Below are 14,990 nucleotides of genomic sequence, written 5' to 3' on the forward strand. Positions count from 1 at the left end.
CCGGGTCAGCGGCGCTCGGCCTCGGCCTTGAGGTGGTCGAGCCAGGCCTCCAGGGACGCCCGCAGCGCGGCCTCCAGCTCGGCCGGCTGCGCCTCGACGGGCGCGCCGGCCCAGGACTCCTCGGTGCGGACGGTCACCGCGCCGTCCGTCTCCTCGAAGGTCCAGACGTGGATGCCGTCGATGCCGTCGGCCGGGCCGCCCCAGACGATCCGCCGGCCGGGGACGAGCTCCAGGACGGTCGAGGTGATGTCCAGGCCGTGGGTCTGCCACCGGAAGGAGGCGCCGGGGGTGAGCGGACCCTCCAGGTGGGCCCGGTCGACGTCCGGCAGCCAGGCGGCCCAGGAGTCGATGTCGGTGTGCAGGGACCAGACGGCGGCGAGCGGGGCGTGGATCGTGGTGGTGAGGCGGACGACGGCGGGGGCGGTCTCGTCGATGGTGTGGACGGTCATGGCGGGCTCTCCTTCGGTGGGACGGGCGGGCCGGCGAATGCGGCGCCGGGCCGTAAAGCGCTGTTCGTACCGATTTCCGTGCGGCGAGGAGGCGCTCGGAATTCATGTGTGATTGACCACTCACTCATGCGGTCAAAAGGTGGGCGGGGCGGCGGCCCGCCGGGGGAGTGCGGGCCGCCGCCCCGCCGCGGCGGGGTGTGGCTGTGGGGCTCGGGGCCCGGTGTCGCGGTGCTGGGGTACTGCGGGGCCGGGGTGCTGCGGGGCCGAGGTGCTGCGGTGCGTCAGTAGTGCGTGATCCCGGCCGACAGGGTGCGCGTCCAGGGTGCGTCGACCTCCTCGGCGCCCATCGACACCAGCAGGTGACAGAGCATGCCGGTGGCGAAGAACTCCTGGATCTGCCGCTCGTCGCCCCCGGAGGCGCCGCGGACGTACTCGACCATGCGGGCGTAGCCCGCCCGGACGGCGTCCCGGATCGCCGGCTCGGAGACCGCCGCCGCCTGGGCGTGCAGCTGGACGAGCATCAGGTCGTTGTCGCTGATCAGCTTGGCGTAGGCGTCCCCCATGGCGTGCAGGACGGCCTCCGGTGCGCTGCTCGCGGCGTGTGCCGCCCCCTCCTCCAGGCTGGCCCGGACCCGGGTGAAGCAGTGCTCCACCACGGCGACGAACAGGGACTCCTTGTTCGGGAAGAGGCGGTAGACGTAGGCCTGCGAGATGCCGGCGGCCTTGCCGACCTCGGTGGTCGTGGTGCCGAAGTACCCCCGCGAGGCGAAGGCTCCGATCGCGGTGCGGAGCACCGTCTCCCGGCGCTCCTCGGCCGTGGACAACTGGCGGGGGCGTTCGTTCTTCATGTGAGTACTCAATCACTCACACCCGCCCGAGTCAACCCTCCGTCAGTTCCGCCGGAGCTCCGGGGATCGCCCTGCGGTTCGCTGGTCCAGACCATTGACGCTCGCCGATCCGGCTCCCTAGCATGATCCGCACTGCGGCGGCCATACGGGGGCCCGCCGCCTCGCCGAGCGCGCAGCTCCCTCCCACCGACAGGGCGCGCGGCCGAGCTATGACCTGGCCCTGCCGTCGTCGCCGACCGCGGGGCGGGCCACGAGGAGCATGATGAGCACGTCCGTCCAAGCGTCCGTCCAAGCGTCCGACCACGGGTCTGCCCACACGCCCGCCCGGAGCTCCCTCCGGGGTTCCGACCGCGACTCCGGCCATGACTCCGACCGCGACTCCGGCCATGACTCCGACCGCGGCTCCGCCGGCGACTCGGGACGGGCGTCCCGGCCGGGCGGGGCGCCTGCGGGCGTCCTCACCGTCGGTCAGGAACGCCTGTGGTTCCTGGACCAGTTGGACCCGGGGGATCCTTCCTACAACATCCCGCTGGTGCTGCGGCTCAGCGGCCGGCTGGACCCGGCGGCGCTGCGCACCGCCCTCGACGGCGTGGTCGCCCGGCACGAGGCGCTGCGCAGCCGCTTCCCGAACGACGACGGCCGTCCGTCCGTCGTGGTGGAGCCCCCCGCGCCGGTCGCGCTGGAGGAGGCCGACCTGCGGCACCGTCCGCAGGAGCTGCCCGCCGCACTCGCCGTACGCACCAACCGCGGCTTCGACCTCGCCCGCGGCCCGCTGCTGCGCGCCGCCCTGCTGCGCACCGGCGAGGACGAGCACGTCCTCTGTCTGGTCGTCCACCACATCGCCGCCGACGGCTGGTCGCTCGGCCTGCTGCGTACCGAACTCGCCGACCGCTACGCCGCGTTGCGCGTCGGCCGCCCGCTCGACCTGCCGCCGCCGCCCTCGTTCCTGGCGCACGCGGCCGCCGAGCGGGCCCGGTTGGCCGGCCCCGAGGCGGTGGAGGCGCTCGCCTACTGGCGCGAGCGGCTGGCCGACGCGCCCGCCCTGGAGCTGCCGCTGGACCGGCCCCGGCCGGCCCGCCCCAGCAGTGCGGGCGCCTTCCACACCCGCGTCCTGCACGGCATCGGTCCCGAGCTGGAGGCCTTCGCCCGCGCCCGCCGGCTGACGCCGTTCATGGTGCTCGCCGCCGCTCACCAGGCGGTGCTCGGCCGCTGCACCGGTCAGGACGACTTCTGCCTCGGCGTGCCCACCGCCGCCCGCACCACCGTCGAGGCCGAGCAGGTGATCGGCTACTTCTCCAGTGCCCTGGTGCTGCGTGCCGACCTCTCCCCCCGCTCCACCGGGGATGCCCCTGCCGGCCCCCCGACCTTCGCCGACCTGCTGCGTCGCACCCGCTCCGGCTGGCTCGGCGCGCTCGGCCACAGCCAGGTGCCGTTCGAGCAGCTCGCCGAGGAGCTCCGGGTGGAGCGCGACCCGGGCCGCACGCCGGTCTTCCAGACCCTGCTGACCGTGCACACCCAGAGCGGCGGCGCCCTGGACGAGCACGCCTTCGCCGACCTGCGCTGCACCGAACTCGACGGCGGCTACACCGCGGCCAAGTTCGAGCTCACCCTGGACGTCCGGCAGGACGGCGCGGACCTGCAGGCGATCTTCGGGTACCGGACCGACCTGCTGGACGAGGCCTGGGTCAGCCGGCTCGGCCGCCGGTTCGACACCCTGCTGCGCGCCGCCCTCGCCGACCCGGACACCCCGGTCCACCTGCTGCCGCTGCTGGACGGCGAGGAGCTCGCCGAGGTCGGTGCGACGGGGGCCGGCGTCGCCGAGGCCGGCCCGGCGCTGCCGCCGCACCCGGGGACGGTGCTCGCCGCGATCGACCTCGCCGCCGTCGAGCAGCCTGGCGCGATCGCCCTGGAGAGCTGCGAAGGCCGCCTCACCCGGGCCCAACTGGCTGCGGAGTCGGGCGGGTTGGCGGCCCGGCTGGCCGCCGCCGGGGTGCGCCGCGGCGACCTGGTGGCGTTCTGCCTGCCGCGCGGCCCGCGCGCGGTGGTCGCCATGCTGGCCGCATGGCGGGCCGGCGCCGGCTACCTCCCGCTGGACCCGGAGTACCCGGCGGCCCGGCTGGCCTTCATGCTGGCCGACAGCGGCGCCGCCGTCCTGGTCACCGCCGACGGCCGCCCGGTCGAGGGCCTGCCCGCGGACGTCCCGGTGGTCCCCGCCGTCCCGGCCGCCGCCGCGGTCGGCCCGGCTGTCTCCCAGGACCAGGACGCGATCAGCCCCGACGCCGCCGCGCGGCCCGAGGACCCGGCCTACCTGATCTACACCTCCGGCTCCACCGGCACCCCCAAGGGCGTCCTGGTGCCGCAGCGCGCGCTCGCCGCCCGGGTCGCCTGGATGCGCGAGGGTTACGGCGTCACCGCCGCCGACCGGGTGCTCCAGTTCGCCTCGCTGAGCTTCGACACCTGCGCCGAGGAGGTCTTCCCGGCGCTCGCCGCCGGCGCCGCCCTGGTGCTCGCCGCACCCGGCGCCACGCTGCCCGACCAGCTCGCCGAACCCTCCGCCGCCGGGCTCACCGTGCTCGACCTGCCCACCCCGTACTGGCACCGGCTCGTCGCCGACCTCGACACCACCCCGTGGCCGGCCGGCCTGCGACTGCTGGTGCTCGGCGCCGACCAGGTGCAGCCCGAGGCCGTCGCCGCCTGGCGGGCCCGCTTCGGGGACACCGTCCGGGTGGTCAACTCCTACGGGCCCACCGAGACCACGATCATCGCCACCACCGCCGACCTCGGCGCCGTGGACGCGACCGCCCGGCCGCCGATCGGCCGCCCGATCGGCGCGACCACCACGGTCGTCCTCGACCGCCACGGCACCCCGGTGCCGCCGGGCACCCCCGGCGAGCTGGTGATCGGCGGGGCAGGAGTGGCCCACGGCTATCTCGGCCGGCCCGGTGCCACCGCGCGCGCCTTCGTGCCCGACCCGGACGGCCCGCCCGGCGCCCGCCGCTACCGCACCGGCGACCTCGTCCGGCGCCGACCCGACGGCGCCCTGGAGTTCCTCGGCCGGATCGACAGCCAGGTCAAGCTCCGGGGCTACCGGATCGAGCCTGGCGAGACCGAGAGCGCCCTGCTCGCCCTGCCCGGCGTCGGCCAGGCCGTGGTGACCGTCCGGGGAGACGCCCTGGTCGGCTACGTGGTGCCCGCCGCAGGCGCACCCGCCCCCGAGCCGGACGCCCTGCGCACCGCGCTCACCGCCGCCCTGCCCGGCCACCTGGTGCCCAACGCCCTGCTGGTGCTGGACGCCCTGCCGCTGACGCCCAACGGCAAGCTCGACCGCCGTGCCCTGCCCGCCCCCGACACCCGGCCCGACCTGCGCGCCGCCTACCTCGCGCCGCGCACCGAGGCAGAGGAGCTGGTCGCCGAGGTCTGGCAGGAGGTGCTCGGCCTCGACCGGGTCGGCGCCCTCGACGACTTCTTCGACCTCGGCGGCCACTCCCTGCTGGCCACCCGCGTCGTCGCCCGGATCCGTGCCGCCGTCGACCTCGCCGTGCCGCTGCGCACCCTCTTCACCCACCGGACCGTGACCGCCTTCGCCGACGCCGTCGAGGCCGCCCTGGTCGCCGAACTCGCCGAGCTGTCCGAGGACGCCGCCGAGGAACTGCTCGCCGCGCAGGACTCCCCGGAAGGGACCCCCACGCCGTCATGAGTACCGAGACCCCCGTCGCCGGAGCCCCGGTCGCCGGAACCTCAGCCGCCGGAGCGGCCGAGCCGCCCGCGGCCCGGCTCTCCGCCGCCAAGCGGGAGCTGCTCAGCCGCCGCCTCAAGGCGCGCACCGCGCCCAGGCAGACCGTCCCGCGCCGCCCCGAAGGCGCCCCGGTGCCGCTCTCCTACGCCCAGGAACGCCTCTGGTTCATGGAGCAGTTCGCGCCCGGCACCGCCGCCTACAACATCCCGGTGGTGCGCCGGCTGCGCGGACCGCTCGATACCACGGCGCTGCGCCGCGCGCTGGACGCCTCGGCCGCCCGGCACGAGACGCTGCGCTCGCGCTACCCGGCCACCGAGGACGGCCGCCCGGTGCTGGAGATCGCCGAGCCCGGTCCGGTCGAGCTGGCCACCGCCGACGCGGCCGACGAGGAGGAGGCCGGCCGGCTGGTCGACCGGGCCGCCGCCGTCCCCTTCGACCTGGAGAACGGGCCGCTGCTGCGCGCCCTGCTGGTCCGGGTCGCCGCCGACGACCACCTCCTGCTGCTGGTGGTCCACCACAGCGTCAGCGACGGCTGGTCCAGTGAGGTACTGGTCTCCGAGGTGCTGCGCGGCTACGCCGCGTACGCCGCCGGCAAGCCCGACCCGCTGCCGGAACTCACCCTTCAGTACGGCGACTTCGCCATCTGGCAGCGCGAGCGGCTGAGCGGCGGGCGGCTGGCCGCCGAAGTCGCCCACTGGGCCCGCGAGCTGGCCGGCGTCGAACCGCTCCAGCTGGCGCTCTCCCGGCCCCGCCCGCCCCGGCAGACCTTCGACGGCGCCGGCTACGGCTTCCGCGTCGACCGCGACCTGCTGGACCGGCTTACCGCCCTCGGCAAGCAGCACGACGCCACGGTCTACATGGTGCTGCTGGCCGCCTTCCAGGCCCTGCTGGCCCGCTACAGCGGCCAGACCGACTTCGCCGTCGGCTCACCCATCGCCGGCCGGCCGGAACCCGAACTCGAGCCGCTCATCGGCATGTTCGTCAACGTGCTGGCGCTTCCCGCCCGGCTCGGCGGCGACCCCTCCTTCGCCGAACTGCTCCAGCGCACCCGGGAGACCTGCCTGGAGGCCTACGCCCACCAGGAGCTGCCCTTCGCCCAGCTGGTCACCGAGCTGAAGGTGCCCCGGGACGTCAGCCGACCGCCGGTCTTCCAGGCCGTCCTGGCCGTCCAGAACTACGCCACCACCCGCGAGGCCATCGGCGAACTCCCGCTGGACGTCCAACCGGCCGGCGTGCGGGCCAGCGGAACCCGGTTCGACCTGGAACTGTTCCTCCAGGAGTGGCCGGACGGCCTGGCCGGCGCCTTCAACTACAACACCGACCTGTTCGCCGAGGAGGACGTCGCCCGGCTCGGCGGCCACCTCGGGCGCCTGCTGGAGGCCGTCACCGCCCGGCCCGACGCGCCGCTGTCCACCCTCGACGGCCTCGCCGAGGACGAACGCGCCTTCGAGCTGGAGGAGTTCAACCGGACCGCGGTCGACCGTCCGGACACGACGCTCACCGCGATGATCGCCGAGCAGATCGCCCGCACCCCGGACGCCGTCGCCGTCTCCGCCGAGGACGCCCCGGCCCTCACCTACCGCCAACTCGACGCCGCCGCCGACCGGATCGCCGCCCGCCTGGCCGCCGAGGGCGTCGGCCCCGGCAGCCTGGTCGCGATCAGCGCCGAGCGGTCGCCCGAACTCGTCGCCGGCCTGCTCGGCGTGCTGCGCTCCGGTGCCGGCTACACCCCGCTGGAGCCCGAGTACCCGGCCGAACGACTCGCCTTCCTGCTGGAGGACAGCGCAGCGGCCGTCCTGCTCACCCAGCGGCGGCTGCCCGTCCCCAAGGGCTGCACCGCCCGCGTCCTGCTGCTGGACGACCCCGCCGAGTGGCCCAGGGCCAGGAACCGGCCGGCCGCCCCGACCCCCGACGACACCGCCTACCTGATCTACACCTCCGGCTCCACCGGCCTCCCCAAGGGCGTGCCCAACACCCACCGCGGCATCGCCAACCGGCTGCGCTGGATGCAGGACGCCTACCCGATCGGCCCCGGCGACGCCGTCCTGCAGAAGACGCCGGCCGGTTTCGACGTCTCCGTCTGGGAGTTCTTCTGGCCGCTCGCCACCGGCGCCCGCCTGGTGCTGGCCAAGCCCGGCGGCCAGAAGGACGCCGCCTACCTGCGCGACCTGATCGCCCGGGCCGGCGTCACCACCGCCCACTTCGTGCCCTCCATGCTCACCGCCTTCCTCGCCGAGGACGGCCTGGAGAAGTGCGCCCCGCTGCGCCGGGTCGTCTGCAGCGGCGAGGCCCTCCCGCCCGACACCGCAAGGGAGTTCGCCGCCCGGCTGCCGCACTGCGCGCTGGCCAACCTGTACGGGCCCACCGAGGCCGCCGTCGACGTCTCCGCCTGGGAGTGCCAGGGCCCGCTGGAGACCGTCCCGATCGGCCTGCCGATCCACAACACCCGCCTCTACGTGCTCGACCGGGCGCTGCGCCCCGTCCCGCCCGGCGCCCCCGGCGAACTGCACATCGGCGGCACGGCCGTCGCCCTCGGCTACCACCGCCGGCCCGGCCTCACCGCCGCCCGCTTCGTCCCCGACCCGTACGGCCCGCCCGGCTCCCGGCTCTACCGCACCGGCGACCTCGCCCGCCGCCGGCCCGACGGCACCCTGGAACACCTGGGCCGGATCGACCAGCAGGTGAAGATCCGCGGCCTGCGGATCGAACCCGGCGAGACCGAGGCCCTGCTGCGCGCCCGGGACGGCATCGCCGACGCCGCCGTGGTCGTCCGCGAGGACACCCCCGGCGACAAGCGCCTGGTCGGCTACCTCGTGCTCCACCCCGGCGCCGAAGAACCCGACCCGGCCGCGCTGCGGGCCGCGCTCAAGCAGTCGCTGCCCGACCACCAGGTTCCCACGGCCTACCCGGTACTGGACGCGCTGCCGCTGACCCCCAACGGCAAGCTCGACCGCCGGGCGCTGCCCGCCCCCCGGGTGCGCCGCCCCGGCTCCGGCGTCCTCGGCCCCCGGACCGAGGCCGAGCGGGTGCTCGCCGGGATCTGGGCCGACGTGCTCGGCGTGCCCGAGGTCGGCACCGACGAGGACTTCTTCGACCTCGGCGGCCACTCGCTGCTCGCCACCCAGGTGGTCGCCAGGGCGCGCAAGCGCCTCACCGAGGCCGGCGCCCGGCCGATCAGCGTGATGGACCTCTTCACCTGCCGCACCGTGCGCGACCTCGCCGCCCTGGCCGACCTCTCCGAACAGGACCGCGGCCCGCGCAGGCTGCTGCACCGGCTCACCCGTGCCGTGCCCCCCGGGCGCCGCCGGCTCACCCTGGTCTGCGTCCCGTACGGCGGCGGCAGCGCGGTCGTCTACCAGCCGGTCGCCGACCGGCTCCCGGCCGACACCGAGCTGTGGGCGGTCGCCATCCCGGGCCACGACATCGGCGTCACCGAACGGCACCTGCCCTTCGACGAACTCGCCGAGCAGCTCGCGGCGGAGATCCGCGAGCGGGTCGAGGGCCCGCTGGTGGTGTACGGCCACTGCGGCGTCGGCACCGCCCTGGCGGTCGCCACCGCCCGGCTGCTGGAGGCCTCCGGCCGCGAGCTCGACGCCGTCTACGCCGGCGCGCAGTTCCCCTTCGCCAGGCCCCGGAGCAAGGTGCTGAGCGGGCTCAGCAAGCTGGCCTCGCTGGAGCCGCTGCTCGGCGACCGGGTCTACGTCAACTGGCTCACCGGCATGGGCGTCGACACCTCCGAACTCGACCCGGACCAGATCCGGTTCATCGTCGGCAACATGCGCCGCGACTCCGCGGCGGCCGAGGAGTACTTCACCCGGGCCATCGCCGAGATCGACGCCGGCGCGCCCCGGCTCAGGGCCCCGATGGTCTCGCTGGTCGGCGACCGCGACCCGGCGGCCGACTTCTACCAGGAGCGCTACCGCGAGTGGTTGCTGCTCGCCGAGCGGTCCGCCGTCGCGGTGCTCGACCAGGGCGGCCACTTCTTCGTCAAGTACCGGGCGGACGAGGTGGCCGAGGCCGTCACCACGGTCCACCGCGCCGTCCTGGACGGTGAGACCGGCCGGCTGCCGGCGCAGGGGCCGGAGGCCTCGTGGTGGTTCCACGGCGAGACCGGCCCGCCCGCTCGCCCGGCGGGGGAGGTGGTCGGCGCGGGGGAGGTGGTCGGCGCGGGCGGGGCCGCCGGGACGGCCGGTGCGCCCGCCGAGCGGACGGCGCCGGCCGACGACGGGCCGCAGCCCAGCATGGGCCGCTTCCTGGCCGTCGCCGCCGGGCAGCTGGTCTCGATCACCGGCTCGGCGCTCACCGAGTTCGCACTTCCGGTCTGGATCCTGCTGGAGACCGGATCGATGGCCCGCTACGCGCTCTACGCCGTCATCGCCATGCTGCCCGGCATCGTGGTCGGCCCGGTGGCCGGCGCCCTCGTCGACCGGCTGGACCGGCGCCGGGTCATGCTGGCCGGTGACGTCGCCGCCGGCGCCACCCAGGCCGGGATGCTCGCACTGCTGCTCGCCGGGCAGCTGCACTCCTGGGAGGTCTACGTCCTGCTCGGCGTGCTCTCCGTGGCGCTCACCTTCCAGCGGCTCGCCTACGCCTCCGCGGTGCCGCAGATCGTGCCCAAGCAGTACCTCGGCCACGCCAACGGCGTCGTCCAACTCGCTTTCGGTGCAGCACAGTTCGTCGTCCCGCTGGTGGCCGTGGCGCTCATGGCGGAGATCGGCCTGCGCGGCATCCTGATCATCGACGTCGCCAGCTACGCGCTCGCCGTCGGCATCCTGCTGGCGGTCCGCTTCCCCCGGACGCTGCCCTGGACCCGCCGCGAGTCGCTGGTGGAGGAGATCAAGCACGGCTTCGAGTACTCCTGGCGCAACCGGGGCTTCCGCTCCATGCTGCTCTGGTTCGCCGGCCTGAACGTCTTCCTCTCCCCCCTGTTCCTGCTGGTCACCCCGATGGTGCTGGCCTTCTCCGACCTCGCCGGCGCCGCCCGGGTGGCCGTCGCGGGCGGCGCGGGGGCGCTGCTCGGCGGCATCACGATGGGCTTCTGGGGCGGCCCCCGCCGGCACCGGGTGCGCGGCATGCTCGGGCTCGCCGGCCTGCTCTCCGCGGCGTGCGCCGTCACCGGCCTGCACGCCGGCCTCTGGGTGATCGCCGCCGGGGCGTTCGGCATGTCCTTCGCGCTCTCCCTCGTCAACGGCGTCTACTCGACCATCGTCCAGGTCAAGGTGCCGCAACGGTTCCACGGCCGGGTCTTCGCGCTCAACACCCTGGTCGCCTGGTCCACCCTGCCGCTCGGCCACGGTGTGATCGCCCCGCTCGGCGCCGCCCTGTTCGGCCCGCTGATGGACGACGGCGGCGCGCTCGCCGGCTCGTTCGGCCCGCTGCTCGGCACCGGGCCCGGACGCGGCATCGCCCTGATGTACCTGCTGTTCGGCCTGGCGATGCTGGTCCTGGTCGCGCTGGGCCTGCGCCTGCCGGCCCTGGCCCGGTTCGACCGGGACGTGCCCGACGCCGAACCGGACGACCTGGTCGGCCTGCGCGAGCGCGCCCGCGCCGCGGCGGCCCGCCGGGCCGAGCGGCCGGAGCCGGCCGCACCGTCGGCGCGGGCCGGCGGCTGACCCCGCCGCAGCCGTGTCCGAGGCCCGTCCGAGGCCCGGCCGCAGCCCCTCCGCAGCCCCGGCGGCCGATCCCGGCCGCCGGGCCCCGTCCCTCCCCGAGGAGTACACCGTGAGCACCGCAGCGCACTACCAGGTGGTCGTCAACGACGAGGAGCAGCACGCGCTCTGGCCGGCCGGCACCCCGCTGCCCGCAGGCTGGCGGGCCGAGGGCTTCACCGGCAGCGAGGAGGAGTGCAGTGCCCACGTCGACGAGGTCTGGCCGGACATCCGCCCGCTCAGCCTGCGCCGCCGGACGGCCGGGCCGGCCGAGTGAGCAGCCCCGCCGCAGGGTGCCTCGCCCGACCGTGCGGCGGCGCGCGAGGCCGTGCCGCCGGCCCGTCCCGGCTGGCCCGGGACGGCCCGGCGGCGGCCCGGCGGTGGCGGGTCACCCGCGGCTCAGGGCGAGCGCGTCACCGTGCAGCGCAGGCCGCGGAAGGTGGACGAGCCCATCTCCGGGTTCTCGTCCTCGTTGCTGGTCAGCAGGTTGACGTTGGCCTCGCGCCAGCCGCCGTCCGCGCCGCGCTCGGGGTACCACCAGGCGGCCGGCGCCACCACCACGTCGGGGGCGATCCTGTCGGTGACCCGCACCCGTAGCCGGATCCGCCCGGTGCGGGTGGCGAGTTCGGCCCAGTCGCCGTCCCCCAGGCCCTCGCGGGCGGCGGCCTCGGGGTGCATGTCGAGCAGGGGCTCGGGCTCCTTGCTGCGCAGCGACGGCAGGTCGCGGAACTCGGAGTTGAAGTAGAACGGCGAGTGCGCGGAGGTGAGCAGGTACGGGCCGTCCTCGGGGCCGCCGACCGGTGGGCCGGCGACCGGCAGCGGCGGGTAGCCGAAGGCCCGGAGGGCGTCGCAGCGCAGGCCGACCTTGCCGCTGCGGGTGCCGAAGCCGCGCTCGCGGTACTTGTGGTAGACCAGCGGGGTCGCCCGGTAGTGGAGTTCGGCCAGCTGCCGCCAGTCCATCCCGATCGGCTCCAGCCGGGTGTCCAGGGAGTCCCGGGCGTCCGGCCAGAAGTCGGCGGACAGGCCCAGCCGGTGGGCGAGTTCGGTGAGGATCCACTCGTCCGAGCGGCTGTCGCCGACCCGGGCGAAGGCCCGCCGGGCCGCGACGTAGTGGGCGTGCTCGACGATCTGGTCCCGCTCCAGCCAGCCGCCGACCGGGAGCACCACGTCGGCCATGGCCGCGGTCGGGGTGAGCCGGAGGTCGGCCGCGGCGAGGAAGTCCAGGCGCTCCAGGGCCTTGCGGATGCGATCGGAGTCCGCGTAGTTGAGCAGCAGGTTGCTGCCGTGCACCAGCATCGTGGTGACGGGGTGCGGGGCGGCCGGGTCGAGCACGGCGTCCCAGACCGAGCCGGGATGCGCCCAGCCCGACATGGCGAGGATCCGGTGCCGGTCGCCGCCGAGCCGCTTGGCGGCCTGCTCCGGCGGCAACAGCTCGGCGCGCGGGAAGGAGCGCCGGCCGTCGATGCCGGGCGGGTCCCAGAGGACGTCGCCGCCGGGACGGTCGAGGTTTCCGCAGATCGCCGAGAGCAGCAGGACGGCCCGGCAGGTGTGGAAGGAGTCGCGGTGCTGCTGCGGCCCGGTGCCCAGCTCGATGGCGGCGCTCGGTGCGGCCGCGTACGCGAGGGCGGCGGCCCGGATCTCCTCGGCGGGTACGCCGGTCCGCTCGGCGACCGCCTCCGGGGCGTAGTCGGCCACGTGGGCGGCGAGGTCCTCGAAGCCGACGGTGTACTTCTCGACGAACTCGTGGTCGTAGGCGTCGGCCTCGATCACGGTGTGGATCATCGCGAGTGCCAGTGCGGCGTCCCCGCCCGGCCGGACCTGGAGGAACGTCTCGGCCCGCGAGGCCAGTTGGGTGCGCCGCGGGTCGACCACGATCATCCGGGTGCCGTCCCGGACGGCGGCGAGCAGCCGGGTGCCGATCACGCCGTCGCCGTGGGTGAGCGCCTTGTTGGAACCCCAGACCAGCACCAGGTCGGGCCGGCCCTCGTAGTCGCAGAAGGTGAAGCCGCCCGCGGTGAGGATGCCGGCCATCACCCGCGGGTAGAAGCAGACGTGCGCCGGCCCGAGCACGTTGGGCGTGCCGAAGCTGTTGGCGAACCGGAAGACCCATTCCTGGTAGTTGCGGTCGGTGCCCTGGGCCAGCACCACCGACTCGGGACCGTGCTCGGTCCGGGCCCGGTCGAGGGCGGCGGCGACCCGGTCCAGCGCCTCGTCCCAGCCGATCTCGCGGAACTCGCCGCTGCCGCGCGGTCCGGTGCGCAGCAGCGGCGTGGTCAGCCGGTCGGGGTGCTCCAGCTGTTCCAGCGAGGCCCGCCCCTTGGCGCAGAGGAACCCGTGGTTGTTCGGGTTCTCCGGGTCGCCCTCGATCGCCGTGAGGCGGCCGCCGTCGACGGTCACGATGGCGCCGCAGCCGCCGTGGCACATCCGGCAGATCGTCCGGTGCCGGCCGTCCTCGGCGAGCACCTGGACGACCGGGAGCGGCCGGCGGTGCCGGTCGGCGGGACTCTGCGGGGTCATGCGGTCCTCCGTGGTCGGGGGCGGGGCGGGGAGCGGGCGGGTGGCGCGGGGATCGGACGGGGCGGCGCGGGGAGCGGGCGGGTGGGGCGGGTCAGCCGCGCGGGCGCCGCCCGGTGTGCACGGCGTGGTCCGCCAGCAGCGCGCGGCAGGTCTCGTCGTCGATCGGCCGGATCGCCTCGCGCAGGGTGAGCCCGGAGACCCGCGGCAGCCGCTCGCGCAGCCACCCGGCGACCTCCTCCGGGTGGTGCTTGGCGCCCTCGCGCAGCGCCCAGCCGAGCGCCTTGCGCACGAAGAACCGGGTGTCGGTCAGCAGCGGGTCGGCGAGCTCGCCGAAGTCCTGGAAGTAGTGCGGGAACTCCCCCCGGTCCCGCAGGGCCAGCAGGTAGGAGAGGATCCCGCCGCGCCGCACCCACTGGTGGTCGTCCCGGCTCCAGCGCAGGAAGTCCTCGCCTGTCTCGGGCAGCCGCAGCAGCAGGGCCCCGGCGCCCTTCGGGGCGATCAGGTCGACGTGCGCCCACGTCCCGCACTCGCGCAGCAACTGCTCCAGGTAGACGACGTCCTCGCGGACGAGCAGGTCGGCGCGGTTCTCCAGGAGGAGGGCGGCGCAGGAGCGGGACTCGTGGACGGGTGGGGCCCAGAGTTCCTCGGTGAGTTCCAGCAGGGTCTCGCGGTCGAGGCCCGGGTGGCGCCGGACGAAGTTCCGCACCAGGGTGCGCATGGCGGGGAGGGGCACCCCGAGGTGCTCCAACTCGCTCTTCAGATAGGCCTTCTCGCCTTCGGCCCGGCCGGGCACGGCGCTGTCCTCCAGCTCGGACCGGAGCCGGTCGGCGAGCACGGGGGCGGGCGGGGCGTCGAGGGACTGCGGGGGCTTGCGGGTCACCGATGGTACTCCGGGTCGGACGGGGCCGGACGGGCCGGGCGCGGGGGCCCGACCCGTCCGGACGCGGGTGGTTCTGGCTCTCTGACGTTACGTCGATTCGGTTCGGACGCAGGCGTCAGTCCTGCTCGCCGGCCGTGTCAGCTGGCGTCGTGGTAGGGGAACTTGAGCTCGCCCGCCCACAGGTACTCGGAGGCCGGGCGGCCGCTGCGGCCCTCGGTGTAGCGGAAGACGTCCTGCCAGATCGCGCTGACCTTGTCGTTGCGGTAGGCGATGCTGGGGCCCTGCTGGTCGTACCAGCGGACGATCTCCAGGAAGAACGGGCCGGTGGCGTCCTCACCGAAGTAGACGATCGCGCGGTCGCCGGTGGTGAGCTTCTCGTCCCGCAGGGTCGGCCAGTCGCGGGCCATCAGCTCGTGGAACTCGGCGACCTTGTCCGGGCGGACCAGGTAGTGGGCGAGCCCGGTGTAGGCGTCCTCCTCCGGGAGGTCGGGCTCGTCCTGGTGGTAGCCCATCCGGTGGACGATCGGGTAGTCGACCGGCGGCCGGCCCTCGCGGGCCTCGGTGATGGCGGCCATCTCCTGCCAGATCGCGTTCACCTCGGGTGTGTTGAAGGCGCGGCTGACCGCGTTCTCGTCCACCCAGGTGACGATCTCGAAGAACACCGGGCCGTGCTCGCTCTCGCTGTGGTACACGGTCGCGGGCTCGTCGGTGACCAGCCCGTGGGCCTTCAGGGTGGGCCAGTGCTTGGCGATGATGTCACGGGCCTGCTCGGCACAGCCGGGCTTGACCATGTACGTCGCCATCATGTGGGTGGACAGCACCACGGGGGACTGGGACATCGGATGACTCCTTGGTTCTGGTGACTACAGGTGCGGAGATGGGTTCCGGGGGCGGCGCGGTGCCGCCGGTGGG

At 75.2% G+C, this 14,990-nt stretch carries 8 protein-coding genes; 3 read left to right on the top strand and 5 right to left on the bottom strand.

Annotated features, from left to right (window positions below):
- Nucleotides 1-5 precede the first annotated feature (5 nt).
- Nucleotides 6-449 (bottom strand): SRPBCC family protein, encoded by a 444-nt coding sequence (locus MCM47_RS14610; protein WP_238862009.1) that lies wholly within the window; start codon nt 447-449, stop codon nt 6-8.
- 281 nt (nt 450-730) lie between these two features.
- On the bottom strand, nt 731-1,297 hold the full coding sequence (locus MCM47_RS14615; RefSeq protein ID WP_238862010.1) for a TetR/AcrR family transcriptional regulator: 567 nt from the start codon (nt 1,295-1,297) through the stop codon (nt 731-733).
- A 262-nt stretch (nt 1,298-1,559) separates the two neighbouring features.
- Here MCM47_RS14615 and MCM47_RS14620 point away from each other — a divergent pair, with 262 nt between their 5' ends.
- The 3 genes from MCM47_RS14620 (at nt 1,560) to MCM47_RS14630 (ending at nt 10,958) form a co-directional block, all read left to right on the top strand.
- A complete protein-coding gene (locus tag MCM47_RS14620) occupies nt 1,560-4,994 on the top strand; it encodes an amino acid adenylation domain-containing protein (RefSeq protein WP_238862011.1) in 3,435 nt (1,144 codons plus the stop codon).
- Nucleotides 4,991-10,645: a non-ribosomal peptide synthetase/MFS transporter gene (locus MCM47_RS14625; RefSeq protein ID WP_238862012.1), complete on the top strand. Its 5,655-nt coding sequence runs from the start codon at nt 4,991-4,993 to the stop codon at nt 10,643-10,645. The genes MCM47_RS14620 and MCM47_RS14625 overlap by 4 nt, the downstream gene beginning before the upstream one ends.
- Before the next feature lie 109 nt (nt 10,646-10,754).
- Nucleotides 10,755-10,958 carry an MbtH family NRPS accessory protein gene (locus MCM47_RS14630; RefSeq protein WP_238862013.1) on the top strand — a complete coding sequence of 68 codons (204 nt, stop codon included), beginning with the start codon at nt 10,755-10,757 and terminating at the stop codon, nt 10,956-10,958.
- Nucleotides 10,959-11,080: 122 nt separating this feature from the next.
- On the opposite strand, the gene MCM47_RS14635 is transcribed toward MCM47_RS14630, so the two are convergent.
- The 3 genes from MCM47_RS14635 to MCM47_RS14645 all read right to left on the bottom strand — a co-directional run bounded on the left by MCM47_RS14635 (nt 11,081) and on the right by MCM47_RS14645 (nt 14,917).
- Nucleotides 11,081-13,198 carry a molybdopterin-dependent oxidoreductase gene (locus tag MCM47_RS14635; protein ID WP_238862014.1) on the bottom strand — a complete coding sequence of 706 codons (2,118 nt, stop codon included), beginning with the start codon at nt 13,196-13,198 and terminating at the stop codon, nt 11,081-11,083.
- 91 nt (nt 13,199-13,289) lie between these two features.
- A complete protein-coding gene (locus MCM47_RS14640; RefSeq protein ID WP_238862015.1) occupies nt 13,290-14,078 on the bottom strand; it encodes a DNA alkylation repair protein in 789 nt (262 codons plus the stop codon).
- 137 nt (nt 14,079-14,215) lie between these two features.
- The gene (locus MCM47_RS14645) at nt 14,216-14,917 is read right to left on the bottom strand and encodes a hypothetical protein (RefSeq protein ID WP_238862016.1); all 702 of its coding nucleotides are present in this window, start codon (nt 14,915-14,917) and stop codon (nt 14,216-14,218) included.
- Nucleotides 14,918-14,990: the final 73 nt, after the last annotated feature.

It is taken from the genome of Kitasatospora sp. A2-31 (assembly GCF_022288725.1).
Lineage (GTDB): Bacteria > Actinomycetota > Actinomycetes > Streptomycetales > Streptomycetaceae > Kitasatospora.